Annotated in this window: 13 protein-coding genes; 7 read left to right on the plus strand and 6 right to left on the minus strand. The window is 72.0% G+C overall.

The window, feature by feature from the left end; all coding sequences use genetic code 11:
* The first annotated feature begins 132 nt into the window (after positions 1-132).
* The 4 genes from ACFO4E_RS04775 (at position 133) to cds1 (ending at position 4,823) form a co-directional block, all read left to right on the plus strand.
* Entirely contained in the window at positions 133-2,613 is a 2,481-nt protein-coding gene (locus ACFO4E_RS04775; protein ID WP_378571783.1) for a DNA gyrase/topoisomerase IV subunit A, read from the plus strand.
* 89 nt (positions 2,614-2,702) lie between these two features.
* On the plus strand, positions 2,703-3,206 hold the full coding sequence (locus tag ACFO4E_RS04780) for a beta-class carbonic anhydrase (protein ID WP_378571784.1): 504 nt from the start codon (positions 2,703-2,705) through the stop codon (positions 3,204-3,206).
* 89 nt (positions 3,207-3,295) lie between these two features.
* Complete coding sequence (locus ACFO4E_RS04785) at positions 3,296-3,622, plus strand: tetratricopeptide repeat protein (protein WP_378571785.1); 327 nt, start codon at positions 3,296-3,298, stop codon at positions 3,620-3,622.
* 70 nt (positions 3,623-3,692) lie between these two features.
* Positions 3,693-4,823 carry an L-cysteine desulfhydrase Cds1 gene (gene cds1 / locus ACFO4E_RS04790; RefSeq protein WP_378571786.1) on the plus strand — a complete coding sequence of 377 codons (1,131 nt, stop codon included), beginning with the start codon at positions 3,693-3,695 and terminating at the stop codon, positions 4,821-4,823.
* Positions 4,824-4,844: 21 nt separating this feature from the next.
* On the opposite strand, the gene ACFO4E_RS04795 is transcribed toward cds1, so the two are convergent.
* Positions 4,845-5,309: an RDD family protein gene (locus ACFO4E_RS04795; RefSeq protein ID WP_378571787.1), complete on the minus strand. Its 465-nt coding sequence runs from the start codon at positions 5,307-5,309 to the stop codon at positions 4,845-4,847.
* 359 nt (positions 5,310-5,668) lie between these two features.
* The gene (locus ACFO4E_RS04800; RefSeq protein WP_378571788.1) at positions 5,669-7,774 is read right to left on the minus strand and encodes a DNA gyrase/topoisomerase IV subunit B; all 2,106 of its coding nucleotides are present in this window, start codon (positions 7,772-7,774) and stop codon (positions 5,669-5,671) included.
* Between the two features lie 574 nt (positions 7,775-8,348).
* On the opposite strand from ACFO4E_RS04800, the gene ACFO4E_RS04805 reads away from it, so the two are divergent.
* Together ACFO4E_RS04805 and yaaA are read left to right on the plus strand one after the other, a co-directional pair.
* Positions 8,349-8,579, plus strand: coding sequence for a DUF7455 domain-containing protein (locus tag ACFO4E_RS04805; RefSeq protein ID WP_378571789.1), 231 nt, complete (start codon positions 8,349-8,351; stop codon positions 8,577-8,579).
* 387 nt (positions 8,580-8,966) lie between these two features.
* On the plus strand, positions 8,967-9,758 hold the full coding sequence (gene yaaA, locus ACFO4E_RS04810) for a peroxide stress protein YaaA (RefSeq protein ID WP_378571790.1): 792 nt from the start codon (positions 8,967-8,969) through the stop codon (positions 9,756-9,758).
* Positions 9,759-10,109: 351 nt separating this feature from the next.
* On the opposite strand, the gene ACFO4E_RS04815 is transcribed toward yaaA, so the two are convergent.
* Together ACFO4E_RS04815 and ACFO4E_RS04820 are read right to left on the minus strand one after the other, a co-directional pair.
* The gene (locus tag ACFO4E_RS04815; protein ID WP_378571963.1) at positions 10,110-11,759 is read right to left on the minus strand and encodes an RNA polymerase sigma factor; all 1,650 of its coding nucleotides are present in this window, start codon (positions 11,757-11,759) and stop codon (positions 10,110-10,112) included.
* Positions 11,760-12,113: 354 nt separating this feature from the next.
* On the minus strand, positions 12,114-14,165 hold the full coding sequence (locus ACFO4E_RS04820; protein WP_378571791.1) for a SpoIIE family protein phosphatase: 2,052 nt from the start codon (positions 14,163-14,165) through the stop codon (positions 12,114-12,116).
* Between the two features lie 1,018 nt (positions 14,166-15,183).
* Between ACFO4E_RS04820 and ACFO4E_RS04825 the strand changes: the two genes are divergently transcribed.
* Positions 15,184-16,857 (plus strand): hypothetical protein, encoded by a 1,674-nt coding sequence (locus tag ACFO4E_RS04825; RefSeq protein WP_378571964.1) that lies wholly within the window; start codon positions 15,184-15,186, stop codon positions 16,855-16,857.
* 96 nt (positions 16,858-16,953) lie between these two features.
* Here ACFO4E_RS04825 and ACFO4E_RS04830 read toward each other — a convergent pair whose 3' ends face one another.
* Together ACFO4E_RS04830 and ACFO4E_RS04835 are read right to left on the minus strand one after the other, a co-directional pair.
* The gene (locus tag ACFO4E_RS04830; protein ID WP_378571792.1) at positions 16,954-17,682 is read right to left on the minus strand and encodes a nucleotidyltransferase family protein; all 729 of its coding nucleotides are present in this window, start codon (positions 17,680-17,682) and stop codon (positions 16,954-16,956) included.
* Positions 17,683-18,095: 413 nt separating this feature from the next.
* Entirely contained in the window at positions 18,096-20,537 is a 2,442-nt protein-coding gene (locus tag ACFO4E_RS04835) for an AAA family ATPase (RefSeq protein ID WP_378571793.1), read from the minus strand.
* Positions 20,538-20,653: the final 116 nt, after the last annotated feature.

Consider the following 20,653-nt stretch of genomic DNA (forward strand, 5'->3'; position numbering starts at 1 on the left):
GCTGGAGCGGTCTCTTCGCGCATTTTGACGGGATCTTAACGCCCTCTCTTGCGGCGGCTTCCGGCCGCCCCGCGCCCCGCGGACCGCGCGCTCGGTTCGCGATGGTCACCCGGTCGGGTCAGAATTACCGGCATGGCCCGTACTACGTCTCCTCCACCTCCCGAGGACCTCGCCGAGAAGATCATCGACATCGACGTATCCGAGGAAATGCGCGGGAGCTTCCTCGAATACGCCTACTCGGTCATCTACTCGCGGGCGCTGCCCGATGCGCGCGACGGGATGAAGCCCGTCCAGCGGCGCATCCTCTACCAGATGAACGAGATGGGCCTGCGCCCCGACCGCGGCCACGTCAAGTGCGCCCGCGTCGTCGGCGAGGTCATGGGCAAGCTGCACCCGCACGGCGACGGCGCCATCTACGACGCCATGGTGCGGCTGAGCCAGTCCTTCGCCATGCGCGTGCCCCTGGTCGACGGCCACGGCAACTTCGGCTCCCTCGGCGGCGACGACGCGCCCGCGGCCATGCGCTACACCGAGGCCCGCCTCGGCCGCGCCGCGGAACTGCTGGTCGCGTCCATCGACGAGGACGTCGTGGACTTCCGGCCGAACTACGACGGCCAGGAGACCGAGCCGGAGGTCCTGCCGGCCGCCTTCCCCAACCTCCTCGTCAACGGGGCGTCCGGGATCGCGGTCGGCATGGCCACCAACATGGCGCCGCACAACCTCGGCGAGGTCATCGCTGCGGCGCGGCACCTGATCGCCCACCCCGAGGCCACCCTCGACGACCTCATGGAGTTCGTCCCCGGCCCCGACCTGCCCACGGGCGGCAGCATCACGGGCCTCGACGGCATCCGCGACGCCTACACCAAGGGCCGCGGCACCTTCCGCACCCGGGCGACCGTCGCGATCGAGCGCGTCTCACCGCGGCGCACGGGGCTGATCATCACCGAGCTGCCCTACGGCGTCGGCCCGGAGAAGGTCGTCAGCCGCATCAAGGAGCTGGTGCAGTCCAAGAAGCTCCAGGGGATCTCCGACCTCAAGGACCTCACCGACCGCAACCAGGGCCTGCGGCTGGTCATCGAGCTGAAGAACGGCTTCAACCCCGAGGCCGTCCTGGAGGAGCTGTACCGCCTCACGCCGATGGAGGAGTCCTTCGGCATCAACAACGTCGCGCTGGTCGACGGCCAGCCCAAGACGCTGGGGCTGCTCGAACTCCTCCAGGTGTTCGTGGGCCACCGGCTCGACGTGGTGCGGCGCCGCAGCGAGTTCCGCCGCGCCAAGCGCCAGGAGCGCCTGCACCTGGTCGCCGGGCTGCTCGTCGCCCTGCTCAACATCGACGAGGTCATCGCGCTCATCCGCGACTCCGAGGACACCGCGCAGGCCCGCCAGCGCCTCATGACCACCTTCGAGCTGTCGGACACCCAGTCGCGCTACATCCTCGACACCCCGCTGCGCCGGCTCACCAAGTACGACCGGCTGGAGCTGGAGACCGAGCGCGACAAGCTCGAATCCGAGATCGCCGAATTGACCGCCATCCTGGAGTCCGACACCAAGCTGCGCAAGCTCGTCTCCAAGGAACTCGCCGCCGTGGCCAAGGAGTACGCCACCCCGCGGCGCACGGTCCTGCGTGAGAGCGACGGCGCCGCGCGCAGCGCCGTGATCCCCCTGGAGATGGGCGACGTGCCCTGCCACGTGCTGCTCAGCTCCAGCGGCATGCTCGGCCGCAGCACCGGCGCCACCGTACCCCGCATGTTCGAGGGGCTGCGCACCCAGCACGACGCCGTCGCCGTCTCGCTGCCGGCCAGCTCGCGCGCCGACATCGGGATCATCACCGATCTCGGCCGGGCCATCCGGGTCCCCGTGGTGGAGCTGCCGGAGATCCCCGACGAGGGCGCCGACTCCCCGCCGTTGGCCTCCGGGCTGCCGGTCACCGAGTTCGTCGCCCTGGACGATGACGAGCAGGTGGTCTCGGTGGCGGTGCTCGACACCGACGCCGGGATCGCGGTCGGCACCGCCCAGGGGGTGGTCAAGCGGGTCGCCGGGGACACCCCGCCCAACAAGGACGACTTCGAGATCATCAACCTCAAGGAGGGCGACCGCGTCGTCGGCGCCGCCCAGCTCGCCACCGGCGAGGAGGACCTCGCGTTCATCACCTCCGAGGCGCAGCTGCTGCGCTTCCCCGCCTCCGCCGTGCGTCCGCAGGGGCGCCCGGCCGGCGGTGTGGCGGGCGTCCGGCTGCCCGACGACGCGCGCGTCCTGTGGTTCGGGGCGGTGCCCCTCCCCGAGGACTCCGTCGTCGTCACCGTGTCAGGGAGCACATCGGCCCTGCCCGGAACCGGCGGGGGCTCCGCCAAGGTGACACCGTTCGAGGTCTACCCTGCTAAGGGGCGGGCCACCAGCGGCGTCCGCTGCCACCGCTTCCTCAAGGGCGAGGACGTGCTCGTGTTCGCCTGGATCGGCCGCGCGCCGGCCCGCGCCAACCGGGCCGACGGCAAGCCGGTCCGCCTCCCCGACCTCGACCAGCGCCGCGACGGCTCCGGTGAGCCGATCCGGGCCATCACCACCGTCGGCAGCGGGCGGACCGACACCGGCGTCATCCCGCCCGCCGGCGGCTGACCACCACGACCGGCGGCGGAGCCGGGCGGCACAGGCCGCACGGCTCCGCCGCGCCACCCGCGCCCCACCGTGCGCCCAAGGAGCCCGACGTGACCAGTGCCTTCACCGACGTCTACACCGCCAACGCCGACTACGTCCGCGACTTCCGCCTCGCCGGGCTGCAACCGGTCGCGGCCCGCGGAATCGCCCTGGTGACCTGCATGGACTCCCGCATCGAGCCGCTGGCGACGCTGGGCCTGCAGCCCGGCGACGCCAAGATCCTGCGCAACGCCGGTGCGCGCGTCACCGATGACACCCTGCGCACGCTGGTGCTGGCGGTCTACATGCTCGGCGTCGAGCGAGTCCTGGTCCTGCCGCACACCCGCTGCAAGATGGCATCGGTCGCCGGCGACGCCGAAGTACACGACGCCATCTACTCCACCTATGGCGTCGACACCCGCAGCCTGGAGTTCCACACCGACAACGACCAGATCGGCGCACTCCGCCACGACCTCGGACGCATCCGCCACCACCCGCTGCTGCCGGACGGCCTCGCGGTCGAGGGGGCCGTCTACGACGTCGACACCGGCGCGGTGACCCCGGTCGACGCCTGATCCGGGCCCGCTCCGGGCCGTCGCGGCGGCAGGGCAGGGGAATACGGCACCCCTGCTCACGGTTGTGATGCGCGACGAAGGGAGTACCCGTGAAGGAGACGACCTACGAGACGTTCGCCGTCGGCCGCATGTACTTCGAGCTCGGAGACCCCATCGGTGCCGCCAAGGTGCTGGCGCCGCTGGCCGAGGACGAGCCCGACAGCCGTTCGGTCCTCGAACTGCTGGGCCGCGCCTACTTCCACTCCGCGCAGCTGACGAAGGCCGAGGACACCTTCCGCAGGATCATCGCGATCGACCCGTGCGACAGCTGGGCGCACATCGCCCTGGCCCGCTCCCTGGAGCGGCAGAGCCGAGACGACGAGGCCGCCCCCCATCGGCGCATGCACGCGGCCATGTCCGGCGGATCCCTGGACTGACCCCTCCACCAGCGCGCGGCGGGCCCGCCCCCATCCGGGGGCGGGCCCGCCGACGTATACGCTGCTGGTCATGGCACCATCGGCGGACGAGCCCCGCGACCCCTGCGTCGACCGCTCCAGCGATACGCGCCGGGCGTGGGTGGACGACGCCGTCCGCAAGGTCGTCGCCGACGCCAACCGGTCGGCCGACACCCACCTGCACGCGTTCCCGCTGCCCGACGACTGGGGCGTCGACCTCTACCTCAAGGACGAGTCGGTGCACCCCACGGGCAGCCTCAAGCACCGGCTCGCCCGGTCGCTGTTCCTCTACGGGCTGGCCAACGGCTGGATCACCGAGGGCACCACGATCGTCGAGGCGAGTTCGGGGTCGACCGCCGTCTCCGAGGCGTACTTCGCGCGGCTCCTCGGGCTCGACTTCATCACCGTGGTCCCCCGCAAGACGAGCCCCGAGAAGATCGCGCTGATCGAGCGCTACGGCGGCACCTGCCACTACGTCGACGTCCCCATCGAGATGTACGCCGAGGCGGAGCGGCTGGCCGCCGAGACCGGCGGCCACTACATGGACCAGTTCACCTACGCCGAGCGGGCCACCGACTGGCGGGGCAACAACAACATCGCGGAGTCGGTGTTCGAGCAGCTCGCCATGGAGCGCCATCCGATTCCGGACTGGATCGTGGTCGGCGCCGGCACCGGCGGCACCTCCGCCACCATCGGCCGCTACATCCGCTACCGCCGGCACCACACGCGCCTCGCGGTGGTCGACCCGGAGAACTCCGCGTTCTTCCCCGGCTGGGTCACCGACACCCCCGACTACGCGACCGGCATGCCCTCGCGCATCGAGGGCATCGGGCGCCCGCGGATGGAGCCGAGCTTCGTCCCGTCGGTCATCGACCTGATGATCCCGGTCCCCGATGCCGCGAGCATCGCCGCCATGCGCCACCTCAACGACGTCACCGGGCTGTGCGCCGGGGGCTCCACCGGAACCAACCTGTGGGGGGTGTGGCACCTCATCGCGCGGATGCGCGCCGAGGGCCGGCGCGGCAGCGTCGTCACGCTCATCTGCGACGGCGGTGAGCGCTACCGGCACAGCTACTACGACGACGCGTGGGTGGCGGCCAAGGGCATGGACCTCGCCCCGTTCACCGAGGCGCTGGAACGCTTCCTGGGCACCGGGGTGTGGGCGCCGCCGCCCGGGACCTGACCGCGGCCGGCCGTCCGTGGATCAGGCCCGGATGACCAGGGTGCGCGCGGCCATGTCGCCCAGCCGCTGGTGGCGGTCGGTCACCAGCATCGCGACCAGCCCCACCAGCCCGGCGACCAGCCCGTCGACGACCAGCAGGATCCAGCGCACCAGCATCTGCACCATGTCGGCCTCGCCGCCGTCTGCGTTGACGACCCGCACGCCCATCACCTTCATGCCGACCGTCTGCCCGTTCCACTTGGCGGGGACCACCACCCAGTAGCCGACGTAGATGACGATCGCCAGCACCACCACGGACAGCGACACGGCCGCGGTGAGGCCGGGGTCGTCGACCGACCCGTCGTAGCGGGTCGGCAGCAGCAGGAACAGCAGGGCGGACAGCCACGGCAGGATCGAGGACAGCACCGCGTCGATGACGTACTGGACCACTCTGCGGGCCACCACGTCGGTATCGCGGTCACCGTAGCCCGGTTCCACGTAGGTCATCGCCCACCCTCCGATCCCGCGTCGGCACCACCCACCGACTTGATCACTCCGGGTGATTGAAACACGGCGAAATCGTTACGGCCGGTGAACGCGCCGGAGTCACGCAAAGGCGCCCGGCCGGAACGAACCCGGCCGGGCGCCCGCGAACCCGCGAGGACGGGGACGGCTCAGGTGTCGATCCGCGCCACATCCAAGTCCCGCGCCCCCTGTGAGATCCCCACCACCCAGGGGGCCACCCCCTTCGACCCCCGCACCCCCAGGGCTCAGGTGTCGATCCGCGCCACATCCAAGTCCCGCGCCCCCTGTGAGATCCCCACCACCCAGGGGGCCACCCCCTTCGACCCCCGCACCCCCAGGACTCAGGTGTCGATCCGCGCCACATCCAGGTCCCGCGCCCCCTGTGAGATGAACTCGCGGCGCGGTGCGACCTCGTTGCCCATGAGCAGGTCGAAGACCTTCGCGGCGTCCTCGGCGTGCTCGACGCGGATGCGGCGCAGGGTCCGGAAGCGGGGGTCCATGGTGGTCTCGGACAGCTGGTCGGCGTCCATCTCGCCCAGGCCCTTGTACCGCTGGATGGGCTCCTTCCAGCTGATGCCCTTGTTCTCCAGCTCCAGCAGCTTCCGCTGGAGCTCGGCGTCGCTGTAGGTGTAGATGTAGCGGTCCTCGGGCTTGGCCCCGCGCTTCTTGCGGACGTTGGTCAGCTCGATCCGGTGCAGCGGGGGCACCGCGGCGAAGACGCGTCCGGCCTCCAGCATCGGCCGCATGTAGCGGTAGAAGAGGGTGAGCAGCAGACAGCGGATGTGCGCGCCGTCGACATCGGCGTCGGCCATCAGGATGACGCGGCCGTAGCGCGCCGCCTCCAGGTCGAAGGTCCGTCCCGACCCCGCGCCGATGACCTGGAGGATCGCGGCACACTCGGCGTTCTTGAGCATGTCGGCGACCGACGACTTCTGCACGTTGAGGATCTTGCCGCGGATGGGCAGGAGCGCCTGGAACTCGGAGTCGCGCGCGAGCTTGGCGGTGCCCAGGGCGGAGTCGCCCTCGACGATGAACAGCTCGCTGCGGTCGAGCCCTTCGCTCCGGCAGTCGACCAGCTTGGCTGGCAGGGCCGAACTCTCCAGAGCGTTCTTGCGGCGCTGGGTCTCGCGCTGCTGCCGGGCCGCCAGGCGCGCCTTGGCCGCGTTGACGACCTTCTCCAGCACCGCGCGGGCCTGCTGCTTCTCCACCCGCTTGGTCGAGGTGAGGAAGGTCCGCAGCTCCTTGCCCACCACCGACGAGACGATGCGGGAGGCGGCCGAGGTGCCCAGGATCTCCTTGGTCTGGCCCTCGAACTGCGGCTCGGGCAGCCGGACGGTCACCACGGCGGACAGGCCCTCGAGGACGTCCTCCTTGGTGACGGGGTCGTCGTTGGTCTTCAGCAGCTTGGTGGTGCGCAACTGGTCGTTGATGACGCGCACGAGGGCGCGTTCGAACCCCGTCATGTGCGTGCCGCCCTTGGGGGTGGCGATCACGTTGACGAAGGAGCGCACCGTGGACTCGTAGCCCGTGCCCCAGCGCAGCGCGACGTCGACCTCCAGCTGGCGCTCGACGTCGCTCGGGGTCATGTGGCCCTGGTCGTCGAGGACCGGGACGGTCTCGGTGAAGTGGCCCGTGCCCTGGATCCGCAGCACGTCGTTGAGCTGCTCGTCGGGGGCCAGGAAGGAGCAGAACTCGCCGATCCCGCCGTCGAAGCGGAATTCCTCCTCGTAGGGCGCCCCGCCCTCGACGCGCTCATCGCGGACCGAGATGGTCAGCCCGGGGATGAGGAACGCGGTCTGGCGCGCGCGGTCGAGCAGGGACTCCCGGGTGATGTCGGCTTCCTTCAGGAAGATCTGCCGGTCGGCCCAGAAGCGGATGCGGGTCCCGGTGACCTTCTTGGCCACCCGGCGGACCTCGTCGAGACCCGAACGCGGGGTGAACTCAGCATCGGGGCCGGCGTCGGCGAACCGGCCCGGGATGCCGCGCTTGAAGCTCATGGCGTGGGTGTGGCCCTGCCGGTCGACCTCGACGTCCAGGCGCGCCGACAGGGCGTTGACGACCGACGCGCCTACGCCGTGCAGGCCGCCCGAAGCGGTGTAGGACCCGGTCCCGAACTTGCCGCCGGCGTGCAGCTTGGTCATGACCAGTTCGACACCGGACATGCCCGACTTGGGCTCGGCGTCGACGGGGATACCGCGGCCGTTGTCGCGGACCTCGACGGAGCCATCGGCGTGCAGCAGGACGTCGATGCGCGTGCAGAACCCGCCCAGCGCCTCGTCGACCGAGTTGTCGATGATCTCCCACATGCAGTGGGTGAGCCCGCGGCTGTCCGTGGACCCGATGTACATACCGGGACGCTTGCGGACCGCCTCTAGTCCTTCCAGAACCGAAAGATGCCGCGCGGAGTATTCCTCGGGCTCGTTGACGGCGGCGGTGAGGGCGGTCACGTGGAGATCTCCTGCTTCAAGGGACGAGGCGCACCCACGCCTCGCGGCTGCGGAGCGTGCGGTTGGCGCGGAGTGGACAGGGGCGGGCACGACGCTGGCTGATCTGGCTCACGAGTGTGACAGGAAAGTGTGACAGGAGCGGGCATCCTTCCTGGCCGACGCCGGTGTCATCCGGGCGGGCCGGGGTGGCCCGCGCCCTCCGGCCTCGCCTCGGAGCGAAGCGTCCGGGGTGGCGGCGCGTGCCGCGCGTCGCCCGACCGGTCACGTTCGCGGGCCGCGTGGTTGCCGGGCCTGCGCGGATCGGGCCATCGTACGCACCACGCGCGACACTACCACCTCTACCCCGACCCTCCCGGCAGATCCCCATTGGCCCGCAAACCCGGCGTGTCGGGGGGTCTCGCCTGTCGGGGGGTCCCCGGGGCCGGGGGCGGCCGCGGGGTCGACCGCCGGGTTGATGACCCACGTCACAAACACGCGGATTCCGCTGTCGGCGTACACAGGAGCTGGTTGGGAAGCTCTCGGTCCGGTTAGATGTTGTGCAGAGTGACTAACGCCGAGCATTGAGGAAGGCGAAGTGACTGGAACCCTTGCCCCCACCCAGCCGCTCACGGCTGCAGACCGCTGCGACCGCTGCGGTGCGCAGGCGTACGTCCGAGTGGTTCTGAACTCAGGTGGCGAACTTCTGTTCTGCGCGCACCACATGCGCAAGCACGACGACTCCATCCGCCGGATCGCAGCGGAGATCCAGGACGAGACGAACCGGCTCCAGGCGACCCCGGCCGCGTCCGACGATGAGGAGCGTTAGGTCATCTAGCGAAAGGCGTCCGGCGGCGGCCTCCCCACGGGAGGCCGCCGCCGATGTGCGTTCCGGACCCGATGCCTCCCCGTGTACGGGACCACCGGCCCCCTTCCAGTGGCCGATGGCCCTGGACGTCCAGGGCCGATGACGCAGGGCGTCCGGTCCGATCGGCAGCGGCGTTTGGTCCCGTCCGCGGCGGCGTTCGGCCGCGCGCACCGGGGCGCCCGGTCCGTTGGCACAGGGTGCTCGGGCAGGTGACGTGGGCGTCCGGACCGATGGCACGCCGCGGTCCGGACGGCTGCGGCCAGCCGCCGCGGCTACCATCGGGCTGCACCGATCGCGCCGCGTCCGCACGGATCCGGCACCGCACCCCTTGCTCCCGGGAGACGACCCATGCTCATTCTGCTGCCGCCCTCCGAAGGCAAGGCCACCGGGGTCGACGGCCCGCCCCTGGAGCTCGGGGCGCTGTCCCTGCCCGAGGTCACGTCGGCGCGCCAGGCGGTACTCGACGCGCTGGACGCCCTCTGTACGGGGCCCGATGCAACGGCGCGCGAGGTCCTGGGACTGCCGCCCGGCGACCGGGACGCCCTGGAGCGCGACCGCGCCCTGTCCGACGCGCCCACCCTGCGCGCAGCGGACCTCTACACCGGGGTGCTCTACGACCACCTGAAGCTGCCGGCGCTGCTGGACGGCGCCACGGCGGCGGCCGCGGCGTCGTCGGTGCTGATCTTCTCCGGGCTGTGGGGGGTCGTCGGCCCCGCCGACCGGATCCCGCCCTACCGGCTGTCCATGGGGGTGCGGCTGCCTCCGCTGGGCCCGCTCGGCGCGTTCTGGCGCGGCCGGCTGACCGACCTGCTCACCAAGCGCGCCGACGGCGAACTCCTGGTCGACTGCCGTTCGGCGACCTACGCCGCCGCGTTCAAGCCGGCGCACCCCGTGTCCGAGCGAACGGTGGCGGTCCGCGTCGTGCGCGAGACCGCCGACGGCACGACGGTGCGGCGCACCGTGGTCAGCCACATGGCGAAGGCCACCCGGGGGGCCATAGCCCACTCCCTCCTCACCGCGGGCGCGTCCCCCACCACCCCCGCCGAGCTGGCCGACGCCCTCAACGACCTCGGCCACCGGTCCGAACTCACTCCGCCCGCCGCCCGGAACCGGCCGCACACGCTGACCGTCGTCGAATGACCCGGAAAGGCGGGAACCGGACGCCCATCCGCTGATCGGAGCGAGGACGACGAACCCGGACACCTGGGATAGAACCCGGACACCTGGGATAACAGACCGGTCTCGGTGCTTTATCTCGGTCATACACCGGCACCGGCATCATCGGTCCTGTCGGATGAACGATGTACGGAGCGGCACACCTCCGCGGTGTCCCTCACGGGCTTCGCCACACCCGTGGGGCGGCCGCGGCGGCCGGTGCCGCTGGAACAGGCCGGGCCGGCCTCCCCTGCGCATCGGTGGGATACGCGGGGAGACCGGCCCGGATGCCCGGCCCGCACGGGCGATGCCGTGCCGGACCGGATGGGTCGGGTGTCAGTCCAGGTAGTCCCGGAGCACCTGGGAACGCGACGGATGCCGGAGTTTCGACATCGTCTTGCTCTCTATTTGGCGGATCCGTTCGCGGGTCACACCGTAGACCTTGCCGATCTCGTCCAGGGTCTTGGGCTGGCCGTCGGTGAGGCCGAACCGCATCGACACCACGCCGGCCTCGCGCTCGGACAGGGTGTCGAGCACCGAGTGCAGCTGCTCCTGGAGCAGGGTGAAGCTGACCGCCTCGCCCGGCTGGATCGCCTCGGAGTCCTCGATGAGGTCGCCGAACTCGCTGTCCCCGTCCTCGCCGAGCGGGGTGTGCAGGGAGATCGGCTCGCGGCCGTACTTCTGCACCTCGACGACCTTCTCCGGGGTCATGTCGAGTTCCCGGGCCAGCTCCTCGGGGGTCGGCTCGCGGCCGAGGTCCTGGAGCATCTGCCGCTGGACCCGCGCGAGCTTGTTGATCACCTCGACCATGTGGACCGGGATGCGGATGGTCCGCGCCTGGTCGGCCATGGCCCGGGTGATCGCCTGCCGGATCCACCAGGTGGCGTAGGTGGAGAACTTGAAGCCCTTGGTGTAGTCGAACTTCTCGACCGCGCGGATCAGACCGAGGTTGCCCTCCTGGATCAGGTCCAGGAACAGCATGCCGCGGCCGGTGTAGCGCTTGGCCAGCGAGACCACCAGGCGCAGGTTCGCTTCGAGCAGGTGCTTCTTGGCGCGCCCGCCGTCTTCGGCGATCCACTCCAGCTCGTCGCGGAACTCCAGGGTGAGGGTGTCGCCGTCGTCGGCCAGCTTCTCCTCGGCGAACAGGCCGGCCTCGATCCGCTTGGCGAGTTCGACCTCCTGTTCGGCGTTGAGCAGCGCGACGTTGCCGATCTGCTTGAGGTAGTCCTTGACCGGGTCGGCGGTGGCGCCGGCCGCGACGACCTGGGCGGCCGGGGCGTCGTCGTCATCGTCGTAGAGGACGAACGCCTCGTCCTCGGAGGTGTTGGCGGTGGCCTTCTCCGGGACCCCCACGACCTCGGGCTTCACGCCGGAACCGGCGATCGGCCCCTCGGGGACGGCCGGCTTGTCGTCGGTGTCCTCGACCAGCTCCAGCTCGACACCGGGGTCTTCGAGGTCGTCGGGCGCCTCGACGAGGTCGAGGTCGGGCTCGTCGGCGGCCTCGAGACCGGGGCCGTCCTGGTCCGAAACCTTCTCAACGGCCTTGCCGGCCTTCTTCTTGGCGGTGGCGGCGGCCTTCTTGGCCGCCTTGCGGGGGGCGGCGGGCTCCGCGGGAGCGTCGCCGGCGCGCCGCTGAGCGGTGGTGCCGCGCTTCTTCGCGGCACCGCCGGAGGAGACGGCGGCCGGCGCAGAGGCGACGACCGCGGTCACGGTGTCGGGCTGCTCCTGCGCCGCTGCGGCGCGCTTGACCCGGGTCGTGGTGGTGGCGGCGGCCTTCTTGGGGGCGGCCGTCTTGCGGCGCGCGGACTTGCGGCGCGCGGGAGCGGACTCCTCGGCCCCCACCACAAGGGTCACGCCTTCCTTGGTCAGGCTGCGGAGCACTGCCTGGGCCTGCGACATCGGGATGTCGGCCTCTTCGAAGGCACGGCGCACGTCCTCGGGCTCAAGGTACCCCTGGGACCGCCCACGCTCGATCAGCTGCTGGATGACAGGCTCTTGCAGCGATTCCGGCTGCTTAGAGCGGGTCGAACTGGCAGGTGACACAAACACCTCTCGAACGGACGTGTGGCGAGATTGCTGGACCCGGCGGCCCGAAGAGCCACGAGGGAGAGCACCGCGCTCTCCTCGCTCCTGCCCGGGGCCATCCCCACCTGGACGGGGAAGCCGTTTTTTTCTCAGCGTATGCGCCCTCTCTAGCGTGTGGGCACATCCGCCCAGTAAGATTTTCTCCGCGGGCCGTGCGGATCCAACCTCACCGTCGGGTCCTCGAATCCACCCCCCGCGTGCGCGGGGTTGATGGCTCCTCCACCTTAGGCAAAGTGTCGGACTTCTTCGTACGGGCTACTGCTCCGGTGCGGCCTCGGTCACCGGAAGATGGACGGCGAGCAGTGTGACATCGTCATCCTGCTCATACCCCTTGAGCATGCTCCCAACAAGGTACTTGAGCATGTGCTGTGGATCGCCCACCACCTCCGGCGACGCCTGTGACGCTACGGTGACCAACTCGTCGAGACCCGAGGCGACGGCGCGCTTCCGGTTCTCAACCAGTCCATCGGAATACAGCACGACGGTGTTACCGGGTTGCACGAAAAATTTGTGGTGGCCCCGCTCCGACCGCACGCCCAGGGGCGTGTCGGGGTCGGTCTCCAGCAGCCAGGGCGAGGCGTTCTCCGAGACCACCAGGGGCGGCAGGTGCCCGGCGTTGCTCAGGTCGACCTGCCCGGTCTCGGGGTCGAGCACGAAGTAGACGAGGGTGGTCACCTGGTCGGCGCCCTCGGTGGCGTCGAACATGCGGTCGAGGCCGGTGAGGACGTCGGCGGGCTCGGGCATGCTGAACGCGAGGGCGCGCAGGGCGTTGCGCACGCGGCTCATGCCGGTGGCGGCCTTGATGCCCTTGCCCATGACGTCGCCGAGCACCCCGGCCACGCGGCCGTCGGGCAGCGGGAACGCGTCGTACCAGTCGCCGCCCACCTGCACGTTCTGGGTGCCCGAGCGGTAGAACGCGCGCATCCGGATGCCCTTGACCTCGGGCAGGTCCTCGGGGAGCAGGCTCTTCTGGAGTGATTCGGCGGTGCGGTGCTCGCGCTCGAAGAGCTTGGCGCGTTCGAGCGCGAGTGCGCACTGGCCGGCGAGGGCCTCCAGGAAGACCTTCTCCTCGTCGGAGATGTCGCGCTGGGAGGCGAAGGAGAAGCACAGTGCGCCGATCGGCAACCCGGCGCTCAGCAGCGGCAGCGCCACCCACGCCTGTTCGTCGGTGTGCTTGAGGAACGTGACGACCTGCGGGTCGTCGTCGAGGAGGGCGCGCAGCTCGAAAGGGCTGCCGGCGATGAAGGGCTTGCGCTCGCGCACCGCCATGGACATGGAGCAGGGGAAGTCCAGCCCGGACTCGACCGGCTGCGCGCCGGGGACGCCGGACCCGCCGTGGTCGCCGAGCAGGCGCAGGCGCAGGCGTTCGCGGTCGAGTTCGCCCAGCGCGGTGCGGTCGGCCCCGACCGCGGACTGGCCGATCTCCCACATGGCCTGCACGACCTCGTCGACGGTCAGCGCCTCGGCGAGGTCGGAGGTGGCCTTCTGCAACCGCACGGTGCGCAGCGCGGCCTCGCCCAGCTGCTGGGTGAGGCGCTGGCGCATGTCGTCGGCCTCGTGCTGGGTGGTGACGTCGGTGTGCGCGCCCACCCATTCGACGAGCTCGTCGCCGCGCATGATGGGGACGGCGCGCGACCGGTAGTAGCGGAAGTCACCGGACTGGGTGCGCACCCGGAAGACTTCGTCGAAAGCGGTCCGGTCGGCGACGGCGTCGGTCCAGGACCGGGTGACCAGCTCTTGGTCGTCGGGGTGGGCGGCGGCCAGCCAGCCCAGGCCGAGGTACTGCTCGGTGGTCTGGCCCGTGATGGAGCGCCACTCGGGGCAGTCCTCGGAGACCGAGCCGTCGGCGCCGGCCGCCCACACGATCTGGTTGGTGGCTGCGAGCAAGGACCGGTAGCGCTCTTCACTGCGCCGCAACGCCACCTCCGCCGTGTGTCTGTCGCTGAGATCGATCGCGATGAGGGCCACGCCCTCGGCTCCGTCGCCCCGGCAAGGGAACCACGAGACGACCCAGTGGGCCGACTGCGGGCGGGCGGTGGGAAGGCTGACCAAGCGGCCGCCGGACACGACGGTCTCGCCCCCGAGAACGGCCGCGATCGCCGCCTCGTGCGCCGCGGCGTCGGCGTCCCCCAGCAGCTCGGATGGGGTGCGCCCCCGGCATTCGTCCTCGGTGCGCCCGTAAACCGCGGCCAGGGTGCGGTTGATGCGCTGGAAGCGCGAGTGGGAATCGAGGAACGCGAACCCGATCGGTGCTTCCTTGAGGAGGGTCTCCAGCAGTGCGGAGTCCATGGAACCGAGTCCGGACATGCGAGGGAGCGGAACGGACGTCTCGGTGCTCAACAATGACACCTCCGGGGTCCTTTCCCCCGTTCGAGGGGGCTCGCTCACGCGAGCGCCTGAAGCTTAACCAGCATGGACCAGGGGGAATGGGAACCCGGGTCCCCCTTCCTGGCCCACCGTCGGCGATCGCACCAGTCGACTCCCTCGTGCCCGCGACGCGCTCGCCGCGTTCGGAGCCGGCGGAGGGCCTATGTGGCAACAGGGTCGGCCGTCGCCACCGCATCAGCATAGGCCACAACCGATCGGTCACGCCGAGTCGGTCGCAGCAGAAAGTCAGCGGCCATAGCGGAAGGTAAATACTACGACTTCACCCGCCTCCAGGGGGATACCCGGGCGCATTTCGGTCGCCCCTTTACCAAGATGTTGGACACGGCTCCGCCGAAATCCCGCGAGACGGTCAAATCAGACCCGTTACGGCCAATGTCCGGAAATGCGCGTACGCGCGGGACGCTCGGTATTTCCGCTGTTCATAGAGGTACGGCGCGGTTTTCCGGCGGAGTTACGGTCCGGTCCGGAGGGCGGTCCGCCGGCACCGGGGCCGCCCGCCGCCCCCCGCTGCGGCGGTCCCAACGGACGGCGGACATCGGAAACACGCCGCATCCGCCGGCCGCGCGGCGCGTCCGGCGTGTCGCGCCGCCGGGACACGGCCCGGCCGCGCCGGCGGGTGTTCGGCGGCGGCCGGCGGTGGCCGCCGTCCGGCCCGACAACGCCATCCGCCGGTCATTCTCCCAGGTCAGGGGCGTTCCCGTGCGTACGGCCGCGCCGGGTCCGCAGCGGCGGGGCCGTCGTGCGGGGCGGCCGGGTGCCGTTCGGCCGCCCCGCACGACGCCGCGTGCGGCACCGTCCGGCCTGCGCCACGATGACCGGGATGGCCGCGATCCGCCCTGGTTCGGGGGGCGGGTGCCTTAGGCTCTGTCGGGTGTCGGAACCTCCCCTTTCCCGGCGGCCGGACCCCACAGCCCTGCCGGACGCCGTGTTCACCGAGATGCTCCGCGCCACCCGCGCGCTGCTCGCCACGCGCAACCCCCTCGACGCCGAGCTCGGCGTCAGCGAAATGCTGGGGTCGTGGTGGGGGCGGCGCATGCCGGGCATGGACATCGAGCACCGCCTCGCCGAAGGGCTCATCGCCCGCGCGGCCGGCGCGGGCACCCCCGCCGGCCTGGCCCTGCTCGCCGGCATCCGGGTTCTGGGCATCTCGGAGCGCCACCGCGAACTCGCCGAAACCGGGGTCCAGGAGCTGACGTCGCGCGACGTGCGCCGCCCGGCGTGGGCCGACTCCCTGGGCCGGGTCCAGCCGGTCGCCGCCTATGTGTCCGGCAGCGGGTTCGCCGACACCGACGACATCATCTGCGTCTTCCGCTACACCGATGGCGAGCGGGACGACGAGGCCGAGCGGCCCGCCGCGGCCGACACCGCCGGCTCCGGCCACGGCGACCGGGGCGCCGCCGCCCCGGCGGGCGGCGCCACCGAGCACGCCCTCATCGCGGTGGTCGACCACAACAGCGGCGGGATCCTGCGCGACGCCTGGGTCACCACCAAGGTCGACCGGCTCCTGGCGCACTGCCGCAGCGCGGCCGAAGGCGGCGACCCCATGGCCACGTTCACCCCGTTGCGCCCGGACCGCGCCCGCAGGCTGCTGGAGGACGCGCTGCGCCGCACCGATCTGGCGCTGGAGGGAGCCGGCGAGCGCCCCTCGGCCGCCGGGCCCGACAGCCCCGGCCTGATCGGTGCGTCCCTCGCCGCCCACCACGCGCTGCTGCGCGCCCGGGTGCGGGCCCTGCCGCGCCGGCCCGAGTCCGCCCGCGCCCCGCTCCGCCCGGTGTGGCGCCGCGACCGGCGGGCCACGCTCGCCGCCAGGTTCCTGGCCTCCGACGCCGCCGCGGAGCTGTCGGACTCCTACGCCGCGAGCCGCTGCGTGGACCACATCATCGCCTACGGGTGCGACGTCGACGGCGGCCGCCCGATGCGGGTCAGCCCGCGCAAGGTCGAGGCGTTCCTGCTGACGTGGCTCCCGCGCCGGCTGATCCTGCTGCCCGAGGAGCAGGAGGCCATGCCGCACGTCCTGGCCGCCTGGATCCGCTGGGCCGGTCCGCGGACGGGGCTGCCGGAGGTCGCGGTGGGCGCCACTCTGGACGCGCTGTGGGAGGCCACCTCGGCCTTCACCACCTCCTATCTCGACCTCGCCGCGTCGTTCGGGCTGCGCCAGGAGGTGATCCGGCGGCTGCTGCCCGACGGCGACCTGTCGGCGCTGCCGCGGCGCATGTTCGCCTTCCCGCTGCTCACCAGCGACCTGTTGGAGGAGTCGGCCGCCGAGTTCGACCCCGGCACCCCCGAGGGCCGGCGCGCTCTGCTGCGGCTGGACCACTTCGGCGAGTACGACGCCCCGGTGACCCACCGCGGCAAGCACTCCGCCCAGGGCGCCCCCGGCCCCGCTCCGGACGCCCGCGCCGACGGCCCGGGCGCCGAGGAGGAACTGGCCGCCCACGAGCGCCTGGCCGAGCGGCTGTGGCGCGGCGACCCGCCGGCGCTGTGGAGCGCGGCCGAGAGGCTGCTCGACCGCGGCCACAGCCGCCCCGAGGTGCTGCGGATCCTGCTCGACACGGTCGCCGCCGCCGAAGCCGGGGGCGACGAACCCGAGAAGCGCCTCGAAGGACTGTGACCCTGCGGGCCCCGGCCCCGCTCCCCCGCTCCCCGCCGTTGGGCAACGGGCGGCGGAGCGGGCCGCCGGGGGCCGTATCGGCCCCCGGCGCCTCCGTCAGGAGGTGAACGCGCCGCCGCGCAGGGCCGGGATCTGCTCGCCGGCCTCCTTGACGTCCTTGACGGTGTCGACCCCGCGCCAGAAGCCGTCGATGCGGTAGCCGAACAGCCGACCCTCGGCAGCGAGGTCGGGGAAGGTGCTGGACTCGTGGTCGCCCTTGACGGGCAGCAGTTCGGTGGCGGCCCGTTCGAAGATGTAGACGCCGGCGTTGATCCAGAACGGGAGCAGGGGACTCTGCGTGAACCCCTCGATCGTGCCGTCGTCGGTGACGTCGACGATCCCCCAGCTGGTCTGGTACTGGGCCAGCGCCAGGGTGGCCAGGCCGCCCTTCTCGCGGTGGTAGGCGGTGAACTCGTCCAGCGGGAACCAGGTGAGCACGTCGCCGTTGAGGGCGAAGTAGGGGGCGTCGGACGGGCGCAGGCCCGATGCCGCGTAGCGCAGCGCGCCGCCCCGCCCCAGGGGCTCGTCCTCGACCAGCAGGCTGATCTCGGGCCCGCCGTCGCGGGCCGACAAGTGGTCGCGCAGCACCTCGGCCTTGTACCCGCAGGAGACCACGATGTGCTCGACCCCGTGGCCGGCGAGCCATTCGAGCTGGTAGTCGATGATCGGCCGGTCGGCGACCTCGACCATCGCCTTGGGCCGGGTGTCGGTGTAGGGCCGCAGCCGGGTCGCCTGGCCTCCGGCCAGGATGACGGCCTGGCGGATGGGGGCGTTGGATCCACTCATGCGCCGGACATTAGCAGGGCGCGCGGGAGGCACGAAGGCCCGCGCGGGGCCGGTGTGCGGCGGGGAACCGAACGGCGAGCCGACGAGCGAGCGCAGGCGGCCCCGTCCCAGCCGAAGGCCCCCCCACGGGACCGCCGGAGCAGAGCGAGGAGGAGAGCGTGACCGTACAACACCAACGGCGAGCCGACGAGCGAGCGCAGGCGGCCCCGTCCCAGCCGAAGGCCCCTCCACGGGACCGCCGGAGCCGAGCGAGGAGGAGAGCGTGACCGTACAACACCAACGGCGAGCCGACGAGCGAGCGCAGGCGGCCCCGCCCCAGCCGAAGGCCCCCCACGAGACCGCCGGAGCCGAGCGAGGAGGAGAGCGCGTCCCGGGGAACGGCGTCCGCGCGGTGGCCGCGGGCGCTGCCCGGCTCAGCGCTGGGTGACCTCGGAGTACGCCTGGCGGACGTCGTCGCTGGTGACCACGGTCAGCTCGGCGGCGGTGGCGGCCTCGCCCAGTTCCTCCGCCACCCGCAGGTCGCGGTAGGAGCACGCCTTCTCGAAGAGCGACCGGGCGAACCGGCCGTTGCCCAGCTCGTCGATCCAGCCCGCTTCGCACACGTAGCCGAAGATGCGGGTGAGGTCCTCGCGGGCGGTCGGGTCGAACGCGTCGCCCGTACGCTCGGCGACCGCCTCGGCGATCTCGGTCAGCTGGTCGGGGGTGTAGCTGGGGAACCCCACGCGGACGTTGAAGCGCGATGACAGCCCGGCGTTGCTCGACAGGAAGCGCTCCATCTCGGCCGGGTAGCCAGCGAGCACGATCACCAGCCGGGAGCGGTCGTCCTCGGCGCGCTTGAGCAGGGTCTGGATGGCCTCGGCCCCGAACGCGTCGCCGCCGCTGTAGCCGGGGTTGGCCAGCGCGTAGGCCTCGTCGACGAAGAGCACCCCGCCCAGGGCGCGGTCGACCAGCTTGCCGGTCTTGATCGCGGTCGCCCCCAGGTGCTCGCCCACGAGGTCCGAGCGCTGCGCCTCGACGACCTCGGCGCGGTTGAGCAGCCCGAGGGCGGCGAAGACCCGGCCCAGGATCCGCGCCACCGAGGTCTTGCCCGTTCCGGGCGGACCGGAGAAGACGAAGTGGCGCATCGGGGGCTGGTTGCGCAGCCCTTGCTCCTCGCGCAGCTTGGCGACCTGCAATTGGGCCACGATCGAGCGCACGTGGCGTTTGACGGGCTCCAGCCCGATCAGCGCGTCGAGCTCGGCCAGGGCCTCGTCGACGTCGGGTGTCTCGCCGAAGCCCGGCAGGCGCGCGGTGAGGCCGTCGTAGGCGGTGGCGATGTCGTCGGGGCGGATCGTGATCAGGTCCTCGGCGCCGGGGGGCCGCCCCGCCTCGCCGGTGGTCACCACGCGCACGTCGCGGGCCTCGGCCCCCTTCTCGACCAGCGAGCGCACGAAGCGGCCGTTGCCCAGGTCGTCGATCACCCCCCGCTGGACGGTCTGGTCCAGGCGGCGGCGCAGCGCGGGCCGCGCGTCGGGGGCGAGGATGTCGCCGCGCTGCTCGAAGAGGGATTCCGCGATGCGCAGCAGCTCGTCGGCGGTGTAGCTGGGGAACGTGACCCGGGTGGCGAACCGCGAGGCCAGCCCCGGGTTGGAGGCGAGGAAGCGGTCCATCTCGCTTTCGTAGCCCGCCAGGATGACCACCAGCCGGTCGCGGTCGTCCTCGGCGCGCTTGAGCAGCGTCTGCACGGCTTCGTTGCCGAACCGGTCGGGCTGGCCGTCGCCCTCGTTGACCAGGGAGTACGCCTCGTCGATGAAGAGCACCCCGCCCAGGGCGCGGTCGACCAGCTCGTTGGTCTTGATCGCGGTCGCCCCCAGGTACTCGCCGACGAGGTCGGCGCGCTGGGCCTCGACAACGCGCGGGGTCGGAAGCAGGCCGAAGGAGTGGAAGATGGTCGCCAGGGTGCGGGCCACGCTGGTCTTGCCGGTCCCGGGCGGGCCGGAGAAGACCAGGTGGCGCAGCGGCTTGTCGACCGAGTAGCCGGCGTCGGCCCGCAGCCGGGCCGCCTCGATCGACGCCGCGATCGCGCGGACCTGCTGCTTGACCGGGTCGAGCCCGATCATGTCCTCCAGCCCCGCCAGCGCCTCGTGGACCGGGATGGGCGGGGTGTCGTCGGTCTCCGCGGCGGCCGCCGGGCGCGGCCGGGCCGCGCCCTCGGTCGCCCTCCGCCCGGTCCCCGGGCCGCCGGGGGCGGCGGCGGGGCGGCCGGAGTACCCGGAGCGGCCGGGCGGGGGCGCCCCGATCTCCTGGAGGCTGCGGCGCAGCCGGTAGCCGGCGGCCGACCGCCAGCCCAGCGCCGCGGCGGCGGCCAGCGCGCAGCAGGTGATGCCCAGCGCGGGCGGGGCCGACCCGGTGAGCATCCCGGCGAGCGCGACGGCGAGTCCGACGATGAGCCCGACCAGCAGGGCGAGCAGCGTGGTGTGCCAGACGGGGAAGTCGGGGATCCGCGACGCGGCCAGCGCGACGAGCAGCGGCACCAGCGGCAGGAACAGCAGGACGGAGAAGTCGGCCACCGACAGCGGGATCTGGAACAGGGTGTAGGCCAGGATCAGCCAGGCGATGCCGATCAGGGTGGTGGCCACGGCGTCGGAGGAGCGCATGAGCGCGGCGAAGACCGCGATCACCGCGACCGTGACGGCCACCGCGGACAGCACGGGGGTGCCGGCGATCCACGCGCCCGCGGCCACGAGGGTGACGGCGCCGACCCCGGCCAGCAGGCGCGTACGCGCCGACTGGGCGTGGTATACGGCGCGTACCCGGGCGAGCGCCGGCGCGCCCTCGGGTCTGCCGGTGATCCGGGACCGGTCGTCGCGCGGCATCCCAGCCCCTTCCGTGTCGTCCCCAGCCGTCCGGCTCCGATGGTCGTGCGGCGGAGATCGCCCGCACTCCTTTGTACCGCCGGGGGCCGCGACCTAAGCGGGCCGCGGCGGAGATC

Source organism: Nocardiopsis mangrovi, assembly GCF_042653925.1.
Taxonomy (GTDB): domain Bacteria; phylum Actinomycetota; class Actinomycetes; order Streptosporangiales; family Streptosporangiaceae; genus Nocardiopsis_B; species Nocardiopsis_B mangrovi.